Raw genomic sequence first — 22,246 nt, forward strand, 5'->3', positions numbered from 1 at the left:
TAAAATATAAGAGTATTATTTTCAATTTAGTTAACAATCTGGAAGTTTGCAGATGAACTTTATCAAAAATTATGGGTTGGTAATGCTTATTGGTTTAGCAGGATTCATTTCTGCCGCTGACAATTGGGTCGCTTCACTTTTATTGCCCAATATTGCAGCTGACTTTGGGCTTACCATCTCACAAGTGAGTATCGTGCTTACAGCTTATTTGCTTCCTTATGGTGTACTACAGCCTTTTTATGGATATTATAGTGACAAATATGGCAGAAAAAATATATTACTTGCCTTAATGTTGTTATTATCACTAGCCACCCTGCTTTGTTCTTTTGCGCAAAATTTAATGCTACTAACTATTTATAGATTTATTACAGGGTTATTTGCTGCTGGCATTGTCGCCGTCTCACTTGGTATTTTAGGTGAATTATATAAAAATGAAATATTAACTAAACTAGTTGGTATTTTTCTGGGCTTGATTTTTCTAGGGCAAGGATTAAGTTCGGCAGTTGGTGGTTGGTTAATAGAAATTAGCACTTGGCGAAATATATTTCTAATATTTTCTATCTTATCGCTATTATCTTTTATGACAATTTTCAGCTTACCAACTAGTCCGAAAAACATAGCAAAATCAAATTTTATCCCTACAACTATTCTATTACTGAAAAATAAAACCTTACTAATGGTATATTTTCTGGCCTTTTGTAATGGATTTATAGTACTAGGCAGTTATTCTTTTATCGGCGCGTATTTTTTCAAATCGCTGGCTATCGATTATAAGTATGTTGGTCTGGGATTAATGTTATTTGGTTTAGCCTGTTTTTTTACCGGTTTTATCAATAGAATTTTTCTAAAAAGTATGACTCCTAAAAATGTCGTTATTTTAGGTTTAAGTTGTTCGTTAACATCGTTATTGCTATATTGTTGTAATAGTGTTGCTTTAGCTTATCTAGCAACTATGATGCTTGGAATTGGTTATATATTAGTTCAATCAATTTTAGCTAGTACAGCCCTTGAACTTGCAGGTGACAATAAAGGCTTATCGTCCGGACTCATTGGCGTGGCTATTTTTGGCGGTGGCGGTATAGGAACTTATTTAGGTAGTTTTATATTAAACGTAATGCAATACCGAATGCTATTTAGTATCTATATTTGCTTATTATTAATACCTTTTTGGTTAGTATTTAAAAGTCGGAAATTTTAATTAAAAAATAATAATTTTTGTTATATTTTTAAATACTAAAAATTGGCTTACTTTAAATAATTGTTAATATAGGAAGCATTAATACATGTCGAGACTTTTAGTTTTTCTATTTACGTTAGGATTTATTTCTATGAGTAATGCCAATACGTTACAAAAACAAGATTTTTACCTTGAATCATGCATTAACAATCAACATTTATTTATTAGAGAAATTAAGCTTGCAGCAAATAAACATATTAATAAACCCGCACCAGTACTTTTAATTCATGGTGCCAGAGTGCCATCTATAGGCTCGTTTGATTTACCTGTCAAAGGAGGATCGTTGGCTCAGGAACTTGCTGAAGCCGGAATAGATACCTATTTATTAGATTTAAGAGGATATGGTAAATCAAGTAGACCTATTGAAATGTCACTACCAGCAGAACAATCCGCCCCTTTAGTTAGAACAGATTCAGCCGTTGAGGATATTGCTTGTGCAATTAATTTCATTAAACAATTATCACCTTGGTCTAAAGTAAATTTGTTAGGTTGGGCAACTGGTGGTCATTGGTCTGCGGCTTATGCCAACAAATATCCTGAAACTGTGAATAAACTGGTAATATATAATTCTTTGTATGGCACAACGCAAAATCATCCAATGCTTGGCAAGGGTTCTTTTTTGGACGACCCTGCACATTCTGGACAACTTAATCCACACATAGGTGGTTATCAACTCAATACTCGAGAAAGTCTTTTCCCGGCATGGGATAACAGTATTCCTATGCAAGATAAAAATATATGGCGCGATCCTTTAGTTAGCCAAGCCTATGCACAAGCAGCATTAGCTTCCGATCCACAATCTTATGACCATACTCCACCACAATTCCGCTCGCCTAATGGTGCTATGGCTGATAGCTTTGAATTGGCAATTGGCAAACGGCAATGGCAAGCAAAAAATTTGACTATGCCAACGTTAGTGATCTTTTCTCAAAATGATTTTTGGAGTCGTAAAGAAGATGCCTTAGCAATCATCAATGAAGCACCTAATGCAAAATTAGTTGAGATTGCAAATGGAACTCATTTTGTTCATTTGGATAGGAATCCATATGGACGAAAAATTTTTGTAGATAATGTGATTACTTTCCTGACTACCAATTAAAATCTAGTAGCTAGTTATTATTTTTTGCCAATGATTAATTTATAATATGTAATGCTTGTTGGCAAAAACTTACTGGTTATTTTGCCTTTTTCAATCCAATCTTGTTTGCCATAAAATATCGGCTTAAGTGCCAACCCACTGCTATTGGTTATTTTTAATCGCTTGGTTATATCTAAACGAATAAATAAACATACAGATTAGGATCATGAGAGTTAATCCCCATAATTGTTGATACATTTCTGCTTGCTGTGCCAAATCATCATTAATCTTATTTGTTTCTAAGACAACTAAAGCATACTCGGTACCTAAAATAATACCTAAATTTTGGCACAATCTTAACATGCCACCAATTGTAGATTGTTTATCTGGTTGTTGCTGCATTGCTATCTGGATTAATGAACTTTGTAATAAGCCTCCACCAATACCGTAACCTAAAGCGGCTACAATATATGTACCTACTGAAATATTTAAACTTATGCCCCAAAATAAAATAAATGCCAACAACATAACCGGTAAAGCATAGATCAAGATCATTTGGTTAACATCTTTGCCTAATAATTTTTTAATCAATACACTTAAAATCACGCCTATCGGCGAAGCCATACAAATTAAGCCTATAATATCAATAGGATAATTAGTTTCCCTAATCAATATAATTGGGGAAACAGAAAAAATAACTCCAGCAGTAAACCCAAAAATAAAACTACCAACTGCCACATACCTAATAGTTGACTGAAGTAATAACTCGAAAACGAATAAAGCACCGGCACGATGCCTGTTATAAGGTGATTTATTTAGTGACAACGTCACTGCCAAACCTAAAATACAAAAAGGAACATTAATAAAAAAGAGTAGTCGCCATTGCCAATATTGTAAAATAAAACCACTTAAACTAGGTCCCAATATTGGCCCTATACTAATGGCTAACATAATTACTGCATTTAATTGTAATTTTTGCTTGGTCGATTGTACCCCAGCTAATCCTAAACAATTTGCCTGTAATAATGCCGCCGCTATCCCTTGACCACAGCGAGCTAAAATAAATTGCCAGGCGGATTCACTGGATCCGGCTAAAAACGAGGTTATGGCAAACAGCAAAAATCCTAATATTAATGCAGCTTTTTGCCCATAAATATCGCCAAACCAGCCACTAGGTATAAGCAAAATAATCAAAAATAATAAATATAAAGTGATAGATAAACCTATAAACGTCAATGAAACCGCAAAGCTAATTGCTAGTGAATTTAGAACTAAATTAATAATTCCGGTATCAAGCGTTGATAAAAACAAGCCTAAACCACAAATAATATAAATAGAATAACCGGTTTTGGCATCAGTGGTTTGATCACTCATTAGCTACCTACTATAAAGCGTTTTTTAATAACCAACATATTTAATGAGTTTATTTCTAATTAGCTGACTATGTTTAAAATTAAATTGAAACATATAATGTAAAAGCGGAGTAAGATTGTGTAGGTTAATAATCTATTGGAGTACCATTAAATCGATGAGTAAAAAATTATATTGTGAAGATTTAATCCATTTTTCCGATGTTATGTCCGACGCTAATCGAGTAATGATTATCACTGAGTTAATGAATGGTCGCGCCCTGTGTGCATCGTGGTTGGCAAAACAATTAAATTTATCGCCGTCAGCAACACGGTTTCATTTAAAAAAATTAGCAGATGCCCAACTTATTCACCATAGATCTTGTGGCCGGCATCGTTACTATGAAATTAACAATCAAGATACCGCTGATTTTATAGAATCAACCTTTAGAATTATTCCACCCAAAGATTATTTGTATTTAACCAATAACAACAGCAAACCAAAATTTCAGCAAGCTAGAACATGTTATAAACATTTAGCTGGCTCATGGTCGGTAGCATTAACACAATCATTGCTACAAAATAACTTAATAGCAATTCAAGAAGATCTGTTTTTAATAACTGAATCTGGCAAAGATTTTTTAAATCACCAGCAATTATTACCAGATGATTTTGACAGTAAAATTGTGGGTAAACGTTGCATAGATTTTACTGAACATCGCGATCATATTGGTGGTCAATTAGGCTCGCAACTACTTAAAGCAATGCTACACCAAGCTTGGTTTAAACAAGACATTAATCGTCGGGAATTGACCATTACCTCATTAGGTAGAATAAAACTTAACGCTATAATTAACTACCTTAATATTCAAGGTAGTTAATTATCAGTTTTTCAATTGTATTCAATGAGTAATAGATTGTTACGATCCCATACTCACAATTGATTTACGGAAACGCATTAGAGAAAAGACAAAGAACACCGATCCAATCGCCAGTAACCAGACAAACGAAGTCCAAACAACCTCGATACCAGCACCGCGATATAAAATAGCTTGTCCTAATTCTACAAAGTGAGTGGTTGGAGCTAATAGCATAATATTCTGGACAAATTCTGGCATACTTTCGCGCGGAGTGCTACCACCGGACAGCATTTGTAATGGTAATAAAATCAAAATAAATAACATGGCAAATTGCGCAGTGGATTTAGCCACCGTTGCCATAAATATACCCATTGACGTGGTTACAAACAGGTGCAACGCCGCTCCGGTTAAAAATAACGCCACCGAACCGGTAATCGGCACACCTATCCAAGCATGCACTACCACTAATAATGAAATCCAAGTTGAAACCAGTACTACTAATCCCATCGACCAGATCTTCGACATCATAATTTCAAACGGGGTTACCGGCATTGACAGCAAGTGATCGATAGTGCCATGTTCGCGTTCACGCATCAATGCTGCCCCGGTCAAAATAATCGATATAGTGGTTACAATATTGATTATTTCCATAACCGAACCGAACCACGACCGCGTTAAATTAGGGTTAAAGGAGGTATGTACTTGAATACCTACCGGTAAACTATTAGTAGCACTATAGCGATTAACAAATTCAGTGATCTCGCCATTCACAATTTGGGTAATATAACCATTACCAACAAACGCCTGCCCCATACGCGTTGCATCGACATTAAGCTGAATTTCCGGGCTGCGATTATTCAGCACATCACGCTGAAAATTAGGTGGAATATTGAGTGAAAAAGTAAACTGATCGGTGTCCATACCCCGATCAACTTCATCCATAGAATATAATCTTACCGGTTTTATAAACATCGGCGGATAAAACGCCTGAATAATTTGCCGAGATAACGGCGAATCATCTTCATCGACCACCGCTACCGACGCATAATGCAACGAATCAGATGTTGCTGTAGCCGCGGTATAAATATCCAAAGTAAAACAATAAGCGATTAACAGCAGCATAATCGGATCGCGCAATAATCCCCATAACTCTTTAATGCCTAAACGATAAATATTAGTTAAACTTTGCATAATATTTATCCTTCCTGCTTTTTAAGAAGTGCAATACTGACACCAAGCACAATCGGAATGGTGATCAGTAAAACGAAAATAGAACTATGTAAATCAGTAAAGCTCAGCGCCTTGTTAAATACCCCCCGAGCGATAATTAATAGATGCGTTGTTGGATAAATCTCACCAATATATCTACCCATACCTTCCAGTGATGACACCGGATTTAGCAAACCGGAAAATTGGATTGCCGGCAACATAGTTCCTACGCAAGTTAAAAAGATAACCGCAATTTGGCTGCGGGTTACGGTGGATGCCAACAAGCCAAAGCCCGTCGAAATAATACAATAAGCTAAAGCCGCCACACACAAAGTCAGTACATTACCTTTGATTGGCACATCAAAAATAGTTACCGCCATTAATAACAACAGCAAGAAACTCAACATTGAAATAATAATATACGGGACTTGCTTACCTAACAAAAATTCCGCTCGGGTAACTGGCGTTACATAAAGATTAATAATCGAACCCATTTCTTTTTCGCGCACTACCGATAAGGCCGCTAACATGGATGGGATCATTAATAATAATATCGGTATAACCGCTGGCACCATGGCGGGTAAACTTTTAATATCCGGATTATAACGGTATCGGGTTTCTATATCGGCTAGGCTAGCAGAGGTTTGTCCTAAACTTTCCTTCGCTTTTTCGCTCAACCAAGCCAAATGCATGCCTTGCACATACCCTTTAATAGTATCGGCACGCATTGGCATGGCACCATCAATCCAAATACCAATTTCAACCTGATCACCGCGCTGAATATCCCGCCCAAAATGCGGTGGAATTTCAATTGCCAACGCAATATCACCACTACGCATGCGCGCATCCATATCATCATAATCAGTTATTGGCGGTTGTTCGATAAAGTAACGTTTGGAACCGGATAAATTCAGCGTGTAATTTTGGCTAAGGCCACTATGATCACGATCGAGCACCGCAAAACGTAAATCTTCGACATCCAAAGTAATACCATAACCCATAACTAACATCAAAATTGCTGAACCTAACAAAGCTAAAACGGCTCTTAACGGATCGCGAGACAGCTCAAGAGTTTCTCGCCATAAACAGCCCACCATTCTTGTTAAGCTAAAGCCAGCAAATTGTTTTTCGGTAGTTTTATCTGCATCGTTACTAGCTACAGTATTGGTTACTGCAGCGGTGTTTTCTGCCTCCGCGGTATCATCAGCACCGGCTTCCACCAAATAAGTAATAAACGCTTCTTCCAACGTTTTTGCTTTTTTAGAGGCAATAATATTATCCGGGGTATCACTGGCTAAAACCTTACCGGCATGCATCAACGAGATCCTATCGCACCTCGCGGCTTCATTCATAAAATGGGTAGTAATAAATACTGTGACTTTATCTTGGCGGGAAAGCTCAATAATTAACCGCCAAAAATCATCACGCGCAATCGGGTCTACCCCTGAAGTTGGTTCATCCAGAATCAGAATTTCAGGATTATGCACCACCGCAACTGATAAAGATAACCGCTGTTTTACCCCTAACGGCAAACTATCCGGTAGACTTTGTGCATCTTGTACTAAGCCAAATCGTTTAAGTAACGCCTCAACCCGAGCCGGAATTTTGCTCTCTTCAATGCCAAATAAGCGAGCATGTAAAACTAAATTTTGTTCAACGGTTAATTCACTGTACAAAGAAAACGCTTGCGACATATAACCCAAGTGTCGCCTAACATTAATATCACTGGCATCAACTGGTTTGCCAAATAACCACGCCTCACCCGACGAAATTGGTAATAATCCGGTTAACATTTTCATAGTAGTGGATTTACCACAACCATTTGATCCTAGAAAGCCGAATATTTCCCCTTGTTTGATGGAGAAATTAACATGATCGACGGCAATAAAATCACCAAATTGTTTAGTTAGCCCTTTAGCTTCTATGGCAATTTGTGTTTGTTGATTAATATCTAAAGGTGGAATGGTAACGGCTTGATAACCTTGTTTGGCGTCATCCGGCATTAATTCAATAAAAGCCGCATCTAAATTATCTTTGCCGGTTTTGGTTAATAAAGCCTGCGGAGTGCCGGTTTCCAGGATTTTACCGCCATACATAGCTACTAACCAATCAAAATTTTGCGCCTCATCCATGTAAGCGGTGGCCACAATAACACTCATTTGGGGGCGTTGCTCACGAATCTTATTAATTAATTGCCAAAACTGCGCACGCGATAGTGGATCCACACCAGTTGTGGGTTCATCTAAAATTAATAAATCAGGATCGTGGATCAAAGCCGAACACAAACTGACTTTTTGCTTCATCCCACCAGACAAGCGCCCAGCAGCACGTGACAAGAACGGGTAAAGCCCGGTACTACGGGTTAATTCATCAATTCGGCGACGGCGTTCGGCCGCATTATTACCAAAAAGGCGGGCAAAAAATTGCAGATTTTCCTCAACCGACAAAGTTGGATATAGGTTTTTACCTAACCCTTGGGGCATATAAGCAATACGGGTACACACAGATTTACGATGGGCTTTATCCTTCATATCGCCATCTAACACATAAACTAAACCTTCTTGAATAACATGAGCACCCGCGATAAGGGACAATAAACTCGATTTACCCACGCCATCAGGGCCGATCAAGCCAATCATACAGCGTGGCGGAAAATTCAAATTAATATCATTGAGCGCACAGGTTTTTTTATAATGTAGCGTTACATTACTAACTTTTACCACTGCATCAGCAATCGGTTTATCTTCAGCAAGTAAAGCTAAATCCTTATTGTCGGCTTCTGACATATGCTAACTCCAATTATTTACTTGGACACTTTGCAACATCAGATAAATCGGCTGGCCAAGGTGTTTTAGGATCTAGCCTAACCCAAGCAACGCCGGGTAGGCCTGTTTTAACTTGCTTAATATAACATTTTAACAATTCCGGGCTTAACTGTGCTTTTACTCTAAACATCAGTTTTTGACGTTCATCTTTAGTTTCCACAGTTTTAGGGGTAAATTGGGCTACACTCGATACAAACGAAACTTTTGCCGAAATGGCTTTATTGGGTAAGGCATCAAGAATTAATCTAACTTCATCCCCAATAGCAACTCGCCCGGCAATCGTTTCTGGTAAAAAGAAAGTCAAATACACATCGGATAGATCAACTAAATTTAGCACTTTACCACCTGAAGGTAACACTTCACCGGTTTGGGCAATGCGGTATTGAATCCGGCCATCAACTGGCGCCGAAAGCGTACTATCATTAATATCCGCTTGGATTTGACTAATATTAGCTTTAGCCACATTAATGGCCGCGCTAGCACTATCAACACTGGCTTGGGCGGCTTCAATGGCAGCATCAGCAGTAACAACTTGAGATTTAGCTGAATCTAATGCCGCTTTAGCACTATTTACTTTTGCAGTATCATCATCGAATTGTTGAACAGACAAGGCACCTTTTTGATAAAGGGCAGTAGTACGAGTAAGGTGTTTTAAGGCAATATCCAAATCACTGGCTTTTTGTGCCACGCCAGCTTGGGCGGCAACTTTATCACTCATTTTTAACGCGACTTGAGCTTTGGCATTGACTTCATTGCTAATTGCTTGGTTGTATTGTGCTTGGGCTTCATTTAATTGTGCTTGTAAGGTGTCGGTTTGCATAATCACCAATGGTTGCTTAGCCGTAACAAAATCACCTTCATCCACATTAATTTTTTCAATCTTTCCGGCTAGTTTAGCCGCAATATTTATTTCGGTAGCCTCAATGCGGCCATTACCACTGGTAAAATCTGGTCCATAGCCATCTTTTGTCATTAATTGCCACACCACAAAACCAATACCAACTACAATAACCGCAACGATAACCCACTTTTTGCTTATTTGTTTCATCCCTTACGCCTTGTCTCAAATTGATTAATTTATAATATAAATTCGTGCGAATTTATTTTTTGCTAAGTTATTTAATTACTACTGTTTAAATAATAGCAAATGTTTTTTATAAATAAAATCAACTCATAAAACAAACGCAAGAAAAGCTAAAATTTAGTACTAATAACATTAAATCACACAACTTACATCCACAAATAAATCCCAATATTAACAATTATGGCAACTTTAATAACACCAAACAGCAGTAAACATTTTTTCACCACCTAGCTATTTTTTTACAGTATTTTTATTGAACTTAAAATTATATACTGTATATTTATACAGGTTAATAAGTTTTACCGCGAAGATTGCCCTCCAAGCAATAATTTTTTAGTCAATTTAAGGAGATCTTTCTTGAATAAAAGTTGTATGGTACTTGGATTTGTTGACGTTAATGTCAAAAATTATTTACCTTGGGTCGACGTCCCTGTTAGAGCCGGGTTCCCCTCGCCCGCGGATGATTATTTAGAAGCTAAACTAGATCTAACCGAACATTTAATTAAACACCCCAGCGCCACCTATTACATTAAAGCCATGGGCGATTCAATGATTGATTATGGTATTTATAGCGGTGATTTATTAGTGGTCGATCGCTCATTAACGCCTAAAATAGACGATATTGTGATTGCCGCGGTTGATGGCGAACTAACTTGTAAATGCTTAGGCATAATTGATGGGCAACATCATTTGCTGGCCGGCAATGCCCTCTATGCGCCAATTTCATTAGTTGGTAAACAAGTCCATATTTGGGGTGTAGTTATCCACACCATTCACTCTTTACGCAAGTGAGGCTGTTGATGATTGGCTTAATCGATTGCAATAACTTTTATGCTTCTTGTGAACGAGTATTTAATCCCAAATTAGAAGGCCAACCCATTGGCATTTTATCCAACAATGATGGTTGCGTCATCGCCCGCTCTAACGAATTAAAACCACTAGTCCCAATGGGGATGCCTGCCTACCAAATTCAACCCAAAATTCGCAAACAAATTACCTTACTCAGTTCCAATTATGAACTCTATGGTGACATGAGCCAACGGGTATTTGACACCGTGCGCAACTATACGGCCAACATTGAGCCCTACTCGATTGATGAAGCCTTTATACAATTAGACGGATTTAGCGACATCCCTGATCATTGTCAAAAATTAAGGGCAATAGTTAAACGCGACACCGGGATCCCCGTTAGTATTGGCGTTGCCTCCACGCGAACTTTGGCAAAATTAGCTAATCATATCGCCAAAAAACAAGTTATTCATCAAGGCGTTTACTGCTTGGCAACCAATACAACCTCATTTATTGACACCTTAAAAGCCCATGCCATTGATGAAGTTTGGGGCGTCGGCCGCCGCATTGCCGAAAAATTACAAACTTTAGGCATACACAGTGCTTGGGATTTACACCAAGCCGATCTAAAACAAATTAGGCAACAATTTTCCGTAGTTCTAGAGCGGACTGTCTTAGAATTACGTGGCATTGCCTGCATTGAATTAGATGATTTAGCCACGCCCAAAAAAAATATCATGACCTCGCGTAGTTTTGGCCGTTTAACCGGTGACTTATTTGACTTGCAAGAAGCAATTCGCATGCACGCCTGCCGTGGTGCCGAAAAACTCCGACGGCAACAATCCGTCGCCAATGCCGTAGCGATCTTTTTAAAGACGAATCATTTTCGTAAAGACTTAAACCAATACCACCCATCAATAGTCGTTCCCCTTGCGGTTGCTACTGATGATTCGCGGTTAATCGTTCACGCCGCCCAAAAAGGCTTGCAAGCAATTTATAAAAAAGGATATCTATTTATGAAAGCCGGAGTAATGTTATTGGATCTAAAAGCCAAAAACAGTAATTCGCAATACGATTTATTCACCGACGAATCAACAGTTACATGGCAACAAAAAAATGACCAATTAATGCAAACAATAGATAACATTAATCGCAAAATGGGCAAAAACACTATCCAACTAGGTGGAACACAACCACAAGCACCTTGGCAAATAAAACGCCAACTACTCAGCCAACGTTACACCACCCGTTGGGACGAGTTGCCATTGGTGAAATAAATGAACCACTAACACTAGCAATAACGCGAATCGTTCTTTATTTAACTTATTTGTTTAAATTCACTATTGTAGTAGTATCAAGCCTAAATTATAACTAATATTAAGTCGATTTTTATACGCAAACATACCCTTCTCAGGAAACATCTTGACATAGATTATTGTGATTTTATTATTTGAATTCGTTAGGTTTCGAGCGTTTTATGGTTGGGTGTTGGTTTTTATTCCCCCGCTTAAGTGGTGCCGAGGGAGGTAATTGGCATAGAACAGCCGGCAGGAAGCCGGGTGAGCCGTGGGCGCACATGGAGGTGCGATACGCGGCGGTTCGTTAAGTGCCAATTAGCGAGCGAGGGTAGTCACGCAGTGACCACTACTTCCCGCGGGGTGTGGGGAGATTGTTAAGAGGGATTCACACCAATCCCTCTTAACGCCTAAGCGGCAGCGTGACTAATGAGCCAATTTTTATACGCAAACATACCCTTCTCAGGAAACATCTTAACAAACATAAAAGTGCCAGCGCTGTGGCTGGCATTTTTAAAAAGCGGCTCGGGTTGCCCCTGCCGCTGCAACCGTCCTGTTGCTGCTTAACCCTTATTAAACACCCGCGACTTAAGGATTAAGGACTAAGAACTAAGGACTAAGGATAGGCGCAAACCGCTTCGCCTCCGCTTATGGTGTTGGAGTCGCCGAGGATCGAGTAGACACCGAACTGGCGCGAACCGTCGCTATCGCTTGTCAAGTGATAGCTGCCGACGAAGCCGGCGGCTTCGCCATACTCGAGTATGGCGCCCCATTCGGCGAACAAACCAGCACCAATATTACGTTGGTAATAATTACCATCTGATGACGGCGTGGCGACTGGCCAAGGATTACTTTGACACCAAGAGTCAACACACACCGCATTAGTTAAGTCTTTGACCTGGGGTAGACGGTAACCACCGCCTAAACTACTACACCAGGATGATTGGTTAGGATAAGTATCATATTTATTTCCGCGGGTGACGAACCAATGCTGTAACTTAAAACCATATTTTAATACCTCGTTATTACTACTATCTTTACCGACTAACACGAATGTCTGTGGCAAAGTGGGTCTAGCAATACTACCCGGTGAGGCTGATTGTTGTTGGGCTGCTGTTGCCGCCGGACCTGTGAGAGTAACGCGCACCGAAGAAGCTCCATCAGGGTTAAAACAACCGAAGTAACCAACACATGAATCTCGCGGAGGGTTAACGGTCATAGTGGCAGTAATACCACCTTGAGTGACAGTTGGCCAAGTTAAAGTTGCGGCATCAATACCGCCTACCAATAAATCAAAATATAGATTATTAGCCCCTGTAGTCGGGAAATTACGACTGTAACTTGATGACTCAGTGGATTGCACCAGGAAGCCTTTAGGCCAGTTCCAGATAGTGGCGGGGCCGGCGAAGTTATAGTTTATGCCGTCAATTGTCTCACTATTTTTACCAAATGCCAGATCCGGGCGGACGTAACAGATTTTAAGTGGGGGACTGATATAATAAGTAGCAGTACCACCGCTGAAACTACTACTATTAGGCAGCCCATACTGAGTGGCTAAACTACCAGCAGTACTGGTTAATTCCACTTTATAAGGGGCACCATTACAAGCACTTAAAACAGTATTTCGACTCACTGCTTGATTGTCTTTATCGGTAATACGCACGCTTAAATCACCGGTAGCGGTAGTACCGTTAACACCCTGACCATCACCATCATCATCGCCCCAATAATTATACGGGGCACCAATTAGAGCGTTTAAGGTGATTGAATCAGTAGTAGGTGGCACCAACATACCAATATCGGTAAAGCGCTGGTTTTCCTTGAGTAATACTATTGGATTACTTGCAGTTGAGGTATTGTCGGCTGGTGTATAAGTGATTTTAGTTGTGCCATCAGAGATAGTAATACCTAATAGACCATCACCCGTAGTAACCTTAGTTACCCCATTATCAAAGGTTAAATACGGCTGAGTACCATGAATTACCTGGGCGGTAGTGGCGGACAACGCTTGGGTAGTAGTAGCATACGGCAATAATAGCCACGGCACTAAAGCTAAACCACGCTTTAAGCTAAAACCTAAACGCGGCTGGCGCTTAATTGGTAATAATGGCGATAACTGCCGATTTGGCGGTAATGGTGTTAATGATTTTAGCTGCTGATTTGGGTAGTTGGGTTGCCGACGGTGCGTAGCTAAATCATGGACTAAATCGGGGGCTAAATTATTACTTTGGTGAAATGAGTTAACTACAGTGTATTGAGATAGATTTTGGACGTAAAGCTGCCAGTGCTTGTGTCTTGTGTCTTGTGTCTTCCAGTATAAGGCATGATGAAGATTCCGTCAAGTAATTTTATGTTTTATTTACACTTTTCCATCTGAGTGCGCGAAATTTAACCTCCGCACCACTCATCGATAAAAGTATATCGCCTTGATAAATTTTAACTACTGTTTTGTTAAGTTTATTTGTAAAGAATAGTAAAGATGAAGGCATTGGCTTTATTTTTAAGCTGGGTTTGGGTTGGGTTTTTATACTGAAACGTATACCTCTCAGTAAACATCTTGACAGGAAAGTTAATTATTTAAAGCCGTTAGGTTTCGAGCGTTTTATAGTTAGGTGATTATTTTAATTGCGGAGTTAACGCTCGAGTAAGGGAATTTTAACGCGAAAATTCCCTTACAACCCAAACGCGGGCCTGCAGATGGTGGTCTGCGACTGTCCTCCGCCTTCGCTTGGTCTTAACGCACCGGTCGTGATTTGTTCCTACAAAGCACTCCCTCGGCAAACTTCCCTGTTTGCCGTGCTAACCTCACTCAGTTGTCGGCACCATCTAACGGCCAATTTAACACCTTAACAACAAGACTATTATGAAATTAATTGGTTTTTACTTCCCACGGGGTGTGGGGAGATTGTTAACAGGGATTCACACCAATCCCTCTTAACGAAAAAGCGGCTCGGGTTGCCCCTGCCGCTGCAACTGTCCTTTGGTTGCTTAAACTTTATTACTCCTTATTAAACACCCGTGACTTAAGGATTAAGGATTAAGGACTAAGAACTAAGGACTAAGGATAGGCACAAACCCCGGTAAGGCTGAGGGAGGGATTGGCGCTGCGAACGTCGCCGAGGCTCGAGTCGACATAGAACTGGTTCGAACCGTCGCTGTCGCTTGTCCAGTAGACGTAGTAGGCGAAGCCGGCAGCGGTATAAGTGATCATGCTGCCCCATTCGGCGAACAAACCAGCACCAATATTACGTTGGTAACGATTCTCAGTTGATGACGGCGTGGCGCCCACTGCTCCTTGGCACCAAGAGCCTGAATTAGTTCCCGAACACACCGCGTTTGTTAAGTCTTTAACCTGGGGTAGACGGTAACCGCCGCCTAAACTACTACACCAGGATGAGTGGTTAGGATAAGTATATTTATTAGTTCCGCGGTTGACGAACCAATGCTGTAACTCAAAACCATAGCTTAATACCTCGTTATTACTACTATCTTTACCGACTAACACGAATGTCTGTGGTAAAGTGGGTCTAGCGATACTACCCGGTGAGGCTGATTGTTGTTGGGATGTTGTTGCCACCGGACCGGTGAGGGTGACGCGGATGTTATTAGCATTATCGGGGGATGGCGTCATGGTAGCGGTAATACCTCCTTGGCTGACTGTTGGCCATGTCAATGCTGAACCTTTAATACCACCTATGTCTAAATCAAAATACAGATTATTAGCACCGGTAGTCGGGAAGTTACGACTGTAACCTGATGACTCAGTGGATTGCACTAGGAAGCCTTTATCTGGGTTCCAGATAGTGGCGGGGCCGGCGAAGATGCCGGCGCCAAAATCAAGATTCGGCCGGGCGTAACAGATTTTAGGTGGCGCTTTAGGACTGATATAATAAGTGGCAGTACTACCTGTGAAATTACTACTATTGGGTAGCCCATACTGGGTGGTTAAACTACCAGCTGTACTAGTTAATTGCACTTTATAAGGTGCTTTACATAAATCTAAGCTGGCACTACGACTCACGGCTTGATTTGTATTATCGGTAATACTCACAGTTAAATTACCGCTAGCGGTAATACCATTAGCACCCTGACCATCACCATCATCATCACCCCAATAATTATACGGGGCACCAATTAAAGCGCTTAAGGCTATGGAGTTGGCATTTGTAGGTACCAGCATCTGTACATCAGCTAAAGTTTCTCCTACATTAGGTAACACTATAGGTGTAGTCGCTGAAGTATTGGTTGCCGGAGTGAAGCGAGCACCGTTGGAAAGTTTAATACCTAACAGATCATCTGTAGTCGTGACCTTAGTTACCCCATTATCAAAGGTTAAATATGGCGCACTACCATGGATTACCTGGGCGGTAGTAGCCGACAACGCTTGGGTAGTGGTAGCATACGGCAACAATAGCAACGGCATTAAGGCTAAACAACGCTTTAAGCTAAAACCTAAACGCGGTTGGTGCTTAATGGGCAATAATGGCGGTAATTGCCGATTATGCCGGCGGCACGAGACTAAATCGGGGATTAAATCGGCGACTAAATTATCACTTCGGTGAAATGAGTCAATTACAGTGTGTTGAGATAGATTTTGGACATAAAGCTGCCAGTGCTTGTGTCTTGTGTCTTGTGTCTTCCAGTATAAAGCATGATGAAGATTCCGTCAAGTAATTTTATGTTTTATTTACACTTTTTCCATTCGAGTGCGCGAAAAACAACCTCCGCACCACTCATCGCTAAAAGTATATCGCCTTGATAAAATTTAACTACTGTTTTGTTAAGTTTATTTGTAAAGAATAGTAAAGATGAAGGATTATCCTTGCGGAATTGGCCATTTTTATACTGAAATATACCCCTCTCAGGAAACATCTTAACAGAAGTTAATTATTTAAATCGGTTAGGTTTCGAGCGTTTTACGATTTGGTGATTATATTAATTACAGAGTTAACGCTCGAGTAAGGGAATTTTAGCGCGAAAATTCCCTTACAACCCAAACGCGGGCCTGCAGAAGGTGGTCTGCGACTGCCCTCCGCCTTCGCTTGGTCTTAACGCACCGGTCGTGATTTGTTCCTACAAAGCACTCCCTCGGCAAACCTCCCTGTTTGCCGTGCTAACCGCCCTCAGTTGTCGGCACCATCTAACGGCCAATTTAACACCAACACCTTAACACCTTTACCTAATGTTGAATTAATTGATTTTTATGGTTGTTGTCTTTATCCCCCGCTTAAGTGGTGCCGAGGGAGGTAATTGGCATAGAACAGCCGGCAGGAAGCCGGGTGAGCCGTGGGCGCACAGGGAAGTGCGATACGCGGCGGTTCGTTAAGTGCCAATTAGCGAGCGAGGGTAGTCACGCAGTGACCACTACTTCCCGCGGGGTGTGGGGAGATTGTTAAGAGGGATTCACACCAATCCCTCTTAACGCCTAAGCGGCAGCGTGACTGATTAGTCAATTTTATACGCAAACGTATACTTCTCAGGAAACATCTTGACAAGCATAACAATGCCAGCGCTGTGGCTGGCATTTTTAAAAAGCGGCTCGGGTTGCCCCTGCCGCTGCAACCGTCCTTTTATTACTTAAACTTTATTACCCCTTATTAAACACCCGTGACTTAAGGATTAAGGTCTAAGAACTAAGGACTAAGGATAGGCACAAACCCCGTTAGGGCTGAGGGAGGGAAAGTTGCTGTAAACGTTGCCGATGTACGATTCGACAGTGAACTGGTTCGAACCGTTGCTGTCAGGTGTCCAGTAGTAGTAGTTGACGAAGCCGGCAGCGGTATAATAGTGCATGCCGCCCCATTCGGTGAACAAACCCGCACCAATATTACGTTGGTAATTATTTTGAGTTGATGCCGGCGTGGCGCCCACTGCTCCTGTACGCACAGCATTAGTTAAGTCTTTGACCTGGGACAGACGGTAACCGCCGCCTAAACTACGACACCAGGATGAGGTGTTAGCAAGATTATCTTGTTTAGTTCCGCGGTGGACGAACCACTGCTGTAACTTAAAACCATATTTTAATACCTCATTATTACTACTATCTTTACCTACCAACACGAATGTCTGTGGCAAGCTGGGTCTAGCGATACTACCCAGTGTGTCTGAATCTGAATACCATTGGGATGCTGTTGCCGCCGGACCGGTGAGGGTGACGCGGATGTTATTAGCATTATCGGGGGATGGCGTCATGGTAGCCGTTATACCTCCTTGGCTGACTGTTGGCCATGTCAATTCTGAACCTTTAATACCACCTATGTCTAAATCAAAATACAGATTATTAGCCCCGGTAGTCGGGAAGTTACGACTGTAACCTGATGACTCAGTGGATTGCACCAGGAAGCCTTTAGTTGGGTTCCAGATAGTGGCGGGGCCGGCGTAGTCGCCGGTGCCCCAGGTCAGATTCGGCCGGGCGTAACAAATTGTAGGCACGGCTTTAGGACTGATATAATAAGTGGCGGTACCACCGCTGAAACTACTACTATTAGGCAGCCCATACTGGGTGGTTAAACTACCAGCTGTACTGGTTAATTGCACTATATAAGGCGCTTGACAGATATCTAAGCTGGCACTACGGCTCACGACTTGATTGTCTTTATCGGTAATACTAACACTTAAATCACCGCTAGCAGTTATACCATTAGCACCCTGGCCATCACCATCATCATCGCCCCAATAATTATACGGGGCACCAATTAGAGCGTTTAAGGCGATGGAATTGGTATTGGTAGGCACCAGCATACCAATATCGGTAAAGCGCTGGTTGGCTACCCTGAGCACTATTGGGTTGGCTGCGGTTGAAGTATTATCCGGTGTGTAGGTGGTTCGAGTAGTACCGTCAGAGATGGTAATACTTAGTAGAGCTTCCGTAGTGGTAACCTTAGTTACCCCATTATCAAAGGTTAAATATGGCTGACTACCATGGATTACCTGGGCCGTAGTAGCCGACAACGCTTGGGTAGTAGTAGCATACGGCAATAACAACAACGGCATTAAGGCTAAACAACGCTTTAAGCTAAAACTAAAACGCGGCCTACACTTAATTAGTGATAATGGTGGTAATTGCTGATTTTGGTAACTAGGTTGCCGATTATGCCGACGGTGCGGGGCTAAATCTGGGATTAAATTGGGGACTAAATTATCACTTCGGTGAAATGAGTCAACTATAGTGTATTGAGATAGATTTTGGACGTAAAGCTGCCAGTGCTTGTGTCTTGTGTCTTGTGTCTTCCAGTATAAGGCATGATGAAGATTCCGTCAAGTAATTTTATGTTTTATTTACATTTTTTCCATTCGAGTGCGCGAAAAATAACCTCCGTACCACTCATCACTAAAAGTATATCGCCTTGATAAAATTTAACTACTATTTTGTTGAGTTTATTTGTAAAGAATAGTAAAGATGAAGGCATTGGCTTTATTTTTAAGCTGGATTTGGGTTGAGTTTTTATACTGAAACGTATACCTCTCAGGAAACATCTTAACGGGTGTGTTGGGTTTTACTAATTATATTCGTTAGGTTTCGAGCGTTTTACGATTTGGTGATTATTTTAATTGCGGAGTTAACGCTCGAGTAAGGGAATTTTAACGCGAAAATTCCCTTACAACCCAAACGCGGGCCTGCAGATGGTGGTCTGCGACTACCCTCCGCCTTCGCTTGGTCTTAACGCACCGGTCGTGATTTGTTCCTACAAAGCACTCCCTCGGCAAACCTCCCTGTTTGCCGTGCTAACCGCCCTCAGTTGTCGGCACCATCTAACGGCCAATTTAACACCTAAAAACCTATTATCTAAATGACTTAATACCCTAACCTATTGCAGAATGCTGTCGGTTTTAATTCCCCGCTTAAGTGGTGCCGAGGGAAGTAATTGGCATAGAACAGCCGGCAGGAAGCCGGATGAGCCGTGGGCGCACAGGGAGGTGCGATACGCGGCGGTTCGTTAAGTGCCAATTAGCGAGCGAGGGTAGTCACGCAGTGACCACTACTTCCCGCGGGGTGTGGGGAGATTGTTAAGAGGGATTCACATCAATCCCTGTTAACGAAAAAGCGGCTCGGGTTGCCTCTGCCGCAGCAACCGTCCTTTTATTACTTAAACTTTATTATTCCTTATTAAACACCCGTGACTTAAGGACTAAGAACTAAGGACTAAGGATAGGCGCAAACCCCGTAGGCGCTGGCGCTGGGGTCGCTGCTGACAACGTAGCCGCTGGTCGAGTGGACTTTGAACTGGTTCGAACCGTAGCTGTCGCTTGTCCAGTAGTAGTTGTGGACGAAGGTATAACCGTCCATGCGGCCCCATTCGGTGAACAAACCCGCACCAATATTACGTTGGTAACCATTAAAATTTGATGACGGCGTGGCGCCCACTACTCCTTGGCACCAAGAGCCTGAACTAGTTCCCGAACACACCGCGTTAGTTAAGTCTTTGACCTGGGGCAGATGATAACCACTCCCTGACTTGGTACACCATGATGATTGGTTAGTAGCAGTATCTATTTTAGTTCCGCGGGTGATGAACCACTGCTTTAATACAAAGCCATATCTTACTACCTCGTTATTACTACTATCTTTACCGACTAACACGAATGTCTGTGGCAAGCTGGGGCTAGCAATACTACCCGGTGTGGCTGGATTCCATTGGTATAATGTTGCAAACGGACCGGTGAGGGTGACGCGCACCGAAGAGGCTCCATCAGGGTTAACACAAGGGTCGGAATAATAACTACATAAATCTCGCGGCGGATTAACGGTCATAGTGGCTGTAATACCTCCCTGAGTGACAGTTGGCCAAGTTAAAGTTGAAGCATCAATACCGCCTACCAATAAATCAAAATACAGATTATTGGCTCCGGTAGTCGGGAAGTTACGACTGTAACCTGATGGTGTAGTTGACTGCACCAGGAAGCCTTTAGTTCTGTTCCAGATAGTGGCGGGGCCGGCGTAGTTATTTCCTGATACCTCTGAGCCATATTGCAGATTCGGCCGGGCGTAACAGATTGTAGGCCCTGCTTTAGGACTAATATAATAGGTGGCAGTACCACCGCTGAAACTACTGCTATTAGGCAACCCATACTGGGTGGTTAAACTACCCGCTGTACTAGTTAATACCACTTTATAAGGCGCTTTATCACAAAGGCTTAATACAGTATCACGACTGACTGCTTGTCCATTTTTATCGGTAATGCTCACGCTTAAATTACCGCTAGCGGTAACACCATTAGTACCCTGACCATCACCATCATCATCGCCCCAATAATTATACGGGGCACCAATTAGAGCGCTTAAAGCAATGGAATTGGTATTGGTAGGCACCAGCATATCAATATCGGCGAAACTCTGATTGGCCTCGGGAAGTACTATAGGGTTACTTGCAGTTGAGGTATTGGTTGCCGGAGTGAAGCGAGCACCGTTGGAAAGTTTAATACCTAACAGACCCTCCGTAGTAGTAACCCTAGTTACCCCATTATCAAAGGTTAAATATGGCTGACTACCATGGATTACCTGGGCAGTAGTAGCGGACAATGCTTGGGTAGTAGTAGCATACGGCAATAATAACAACGGCATTAAGGCTAAACCACGCTTTAAGCTAAGACCTAAGTGCAGCGGGCGCTTAATTGATAATAATGGTGGTAACTGCCGATTTAGCGGTAATGGTGTTAATGATTTTAGCTGCTGATTGGGGTAGTTGGGTTGCCGACGGTGCGGTACTAAATCGCGGACTAAATTATCACTTCGGTGAAATGAGTCAACTACAGTGTGTTGAGATAGATTTTGGACGTAAAGCTGCCAGTGCTTGTGTCTTGTGTCTTGTGTCTTCCAGTATAAGGCATGATGAAGATTCCGTCAAGTAATTTTATGTTTTATTTACACTTTTTCCATTCGAGTGCGCGGAAATTAACCTCCCGGACAACTCTGTGTTAAAAGTATAACGCCTTGATAAAATTTAACTACTATTTTGTTAAGTTTATTTGTAAAGAATAGTAAAGATGAAGGGATTTGCTTTATTTTTGAGCTCGTTTTTGGGCTGAGTTTTATACGCAAACGTATACCTCTCAGGAAACATCTTAACGGGTGTTGTTGGTTTTTACTAATTATATTCGTTAGGTTTCGAGCGTTTTATAGTTAGGTGATTATTTTAATTGCGGAGTTAACGCTCGAGTAAGGGAATTTTAACGCGAAAATTCCCTTACAACCCAAACGCGGGCCTGCAGATGGTGGTCTACGACTACCCTCCGCCTTCGCTTGGTCTTAACGCACCGGTCGTGATTTGTTCCTACAAAGCACTCCCTCGGCAAACTTCCCTGTTTGCCGTGCTAACCGCCCTCAGTTGTCGGCACCATCCAACGGCCTATTTAACACCTTAACAACAAGACTATTATGAAATTAATTGGTTTTTACTTCCCGCGGGGGTGTGTGGAGATTGTTAAGAGGGATTCACACCAATCCCTCTTAACGCCTAAGCGGCAGCGTGACCAGTCCTACAAAGCACTCCCTCGGCAAACCTCCATGTTTGCCGTGCTAA

At 41.5% G+C, this 22,246-nt stretch carries 15 protein-coding genes; 7 read left to right on the top strand and 8 right to left on the bottom strand.

Going from position 1 to position 22,246, the window contains the following annotated elements:
- The first annotated feature begins 52 nt into the window (after window positions 1-52).
- Window positions 53-1,198, top strand: coding sequence for an MFS transporter (locus A9G13_RS01680; RefSeq protein WP_065555887.1), 1,146 nt, complete (start codon window positions 53-55; stop codon window positions 1,196-1,198).
- An 85-nt stretch (window positions 1,199-1,283) separates the two neighbouring features.
- Window positions 1,284-2,336, top strand: a complete 1,053-nt coding sequence (locus tag A9G13_RS01685; protein ID WP_065555888.1) for an alpha/beta hydrolase — start codon at window positions 1,284-1,286, stop codon at window positions 2,334-2,336.
- 141 nt (window positions 2,337-2,477) lie between these two features.
- On the opposite strand, the gene A9G13_RS01690 is transcribed toward A9G13_RS01685, so the two are convergent.
- Window positions 2,478-3,689, bottom strand: coding sequence for an MFS transporter (locus tag A9G13_RS01690; protein WP_065555889.1), 1,212 nt, complete (start codon window positions 3,687-3,689; stop codon window positions 2,478-2,480).
- A gap of 154 nt (window positions 3,690-3,843) precedes the next feature.
- On the opposite strand from A9G13_RS01690, the gene A9G13_RS01695 reads away from it, so the two are divergent.
- Window positions 3,844-4,545, top strand: coding sequence for an ArsR/SmtB family transcription factor (locus A9G13_RS01695; RefSeq protein ID WP_065555890.1), 702 nt, complete (start codon window positions 3,844-3,846; stop codon window positions 4,543-4,545).
- 39 nt (window positions 4,546-4,584) lie between these two features.
- Here A9G13_RS01695 and A9G13_RS01700 read toward each other — a convergent pair whose 3' ends face one another.
- The 3 genes from A9G13_RS01700 to A9G13_RS01710 are packed head-to-tail and all read right to left on the bottom strand — an operon-like array spanning window position 4,585 to window position 9,606.
- Window positions 4,585-5,715, bottom strand: a complete 1,131-nt coding sequence (locus tag A9G13_RS01700) for an ABC transporter permease (RefSeq protein WP_065555891.1) — start codon at window positions 5,713-5,715, stop codon at window positions 4,585-4,587.
- A 5-nt stretch (window positions 5,716-5,720) separates the two neighbouring features.
- Entirely contained in the window at window positions 5,721-8,519 is a 2,799-nt protein-coding gene (rbbA, locus tag A9G13_RS01705; RefSeq protein WP_065555892.1) for a ribosome-associated ATPase/putative transporter RbbA, read from the bottom strand.
- 13 nt (window positions 8,520-8,532) lie between these two features.
- On the bottom strand, window positions 8,533-9,606 hold the full coding sequence (locus A9G13_RS01710; RefSeq protein ID WP_065555893.1) for an HlyD family secretion protein: 1,074 nt from the start codon (window positions 9,604-9,606) through the stop codon (window positions 8,533-8,535).
- Window positions 9,607-9,999: 393 nt separating this feature from the next.
- Between A9G13_RS01710 and A9G13_RS01715 the strand changes: the two genes are divergently transcribed.
- Both A9G13_RS01715 and A9G13_RS01720 read left to right on the top strand, forming a co-directional pair.
- Window positions 10,000-10,434 carry a LexA family protein gene (locus A9G13_RS01715; RefSeq protein ID WP_218059119.1) on the top strand — a complete coding sequence of 145 codons (435 nt, stop codon included), beginning with the start codon at window positions 10,000-10,002 and terminating at the stop codon, window positions 10,432-10,434.
- A gap of 8 nt (window positions 10,435-10,442) precedes the next feature.
- Entirely contained in the window at window positions 10,443-11,708 is a 1,266-nt protein-coding gene (locus tag A9G13_RS01720; protein ID WP_065555895.1) for a Y-family DNA polymerase, read from the top strand.
- A gap of 634 nt (window positions 11,709-12,342) precedes the next feature.
- Here the strand turns inward: A9G13_RS01720 and A9G13_RS01725 are convergent.
- Window positions 12,343-13,773 (bottom strand): hypothetical protein, encoded by a 1,431-nt coding sequence (locus tag A9G13_RS01725; RefSeq protein ID WP_065555896.1) that lies wholly within the window; start codon window positions 13,771-13,773, stop codon window positions 12,343-12,345.
- A gap of 1,011 nt (window positions 13,774-14,784) precedes the next feature.
- Window positions 14,785-16,149: a hypothetical protein gene (locus A9G13_RS01730; RefSeq protein WP_141670839.1), complete on the bottom strand. Its 1,365-nt coding sequence runs from the start codon at window positions 16,147-16,149 to the stop codon at window positions 14,785-14,787.
- 59 nt (window positions 16,150-16,208) lie between these two features.
- Here A9G13_RS01730 and A9G13_RS01735 point away from each other — a divergent pair, with 59 nt between their 5' ends.
- Entirely contained in the window at window positions 16,209-16,400 is a 192-nt protein-coding gene (locus A9G13_RS01735) for a hypothetical protein (protein ID WP_065555898.1), read from the top strand.
- 966 nt (window positions 16,401-17,366) lie between these two features.
- Here A9G13_RS01735 and A9G13_RS01745 read toward each other — a convergent pair.
- Complete coding sequence (locus A9G13_RS01745; protein WP_065555900.1) at window positions 17,367-18,719, bottom strand: hypothetical protein; 1,353 nt, start codon at window positions 18,717-18,719, stop codon at window positions 17,367-17,369.
- A 1,150-nt stretch (window positions 18,720-19,869) separates the two neighbouring features.
- Window positions 19,870-21,288, bottom strand: a complete 1,419-nt coding sequence (locus A9G13_RS01750; RefSeq protein ID WP_065555901.1) for a hypothetical protein — start codon at window positions 21,286-21,288, stop codon at window positions 19,870-19,872.
- A 59-nt stretch (window positions 21,289-21,347) separates the two neighbouring features.
- Here A9G13_RS01750 and A9G13_RS01755 point away from each other — a divergent pair, with 59 nt between their 5' ends.
- Complete coding sequence (locus tag A9G13_RS01755; RefSeq protein ID WP_065555902.1) at window positions 21,348-21,575, top strand: hypothetical protein; 228 nt, start codon at window positions 21,348-21,350, stop codon at window positions 21,573-21,575.
- Window positions 21,576-22,246: the final 671 nt, after the last annotated feature.

It is taken from the genome of Gilliamella sp. wkB178, assembly GCF_001690705.1.
Taxonomy (GTDB): Bacteria; Pseudomonadota; Gammaproteobacteria; order Enterobacterales; family Orbaceae; genus Gilliamella; species Gilliamella apicola_K.